The organism is Microbacterium sp. BF1, from assembly GCF_019279095.1.
GTDB lineage: Bacteria > Actinomycetota > Actinomycetes > Actinomycetales > Microbacteriaceae > Microbacterium > Microbacterium maritypicum.
The window spans coordinates 1-960 of the sequence record NZ_JAGYWT010000705.1 but is presented as its reverse complement, the minus strand read 5'-3'; the positions used below and the strand labels follow the sequence as shown (position 1 = coordinate 960).

1 pseudogene is annotated in these 960 nt (G+C 70.0%); it reads left to right on the top strand.

The features are described from left to right. Window positions 1–13 precede the first annotated feature (13 nt). Window positions 14–960: pseudogene (locus KZA10_RS16195) on the top strand (hypothetical protein); the annotation flags it as partial.

Below are 960 nucleotides of genomic sequence, written 5' to 3'. Positions count from 1 at the left end.
GGCGACGGTGAGCGTGGACGCCGCACCCGGCATCGTGTTCGAGAAGACGGCCGAGCTGACCGACGCGGGCGCGAACGGTCTCGGCGACGCCGTCACCTTCGGCTTCCGCATCGAGAACACCGGCACCGTGACGCTCTCCGACATCGCCATCACCGACGAGCTCCCCGGGATCGGCGACATCGCGATCGACTGGCCGGGCTCGGCCGGCTCGCTGGCACCGGGACAGACCGCGACCGCCACGGCGTCCTACGCGATCAGCCAAGAGGATGTCGACCGCGGATCGGTCGAGAACACGGCGTCGGTGCAGGCGACCACGCCTGACGGCACTCCGGTGGGGGCGGAGTCGACGATCACGCCGATCCCAACCGAGGAGCAGAGCCCGTCCATCCGCACGGACAAGGGCGGTGCCTACGTCTCGGGCAGCGGAGCGGTGGGCAGCGTCATCGAGTACGACTTCGAGGTCACCAACACCGGCAACGTGACGCTGCGTCTCATCCGCCTCGAGGACGAACTCGAGGGCGTCAGCACGCCGGAGCTCACGTTCCCCGCGGTGACCGGCATCCTCGCACCGGGTGCGAGTGCCGTCGGCACGGCCCGCTACACGGTCACGCAGGCCGACGTCGATGCCGGCTCGATCACGAACGTCGCCACATCGTTCGGCACGTCGCCGCAGGGAGTCGTGGTCTCGGACGAGTCCGATCCCGTCGTCATCGGCACCGGCGCGCCCAACGGGCTGCCTTCGATCCAGACGACTCAGACCGCAGTCCTGTCCGCGGGCGACACGGGCGTGCTCGGCGACACGGTCGACTACACGTTCACGATCCGGAACACGGGCACGCTCACGCTCGACGACGTCACGCTGGCGAACACGCTCGCCGGGCTCACCGGGTTCGTGTACACGTGGCCCGATGCGGCGGCCCCCGGGCGCCTCCTTCCCGGGCAGACCGTCACGATCACCGC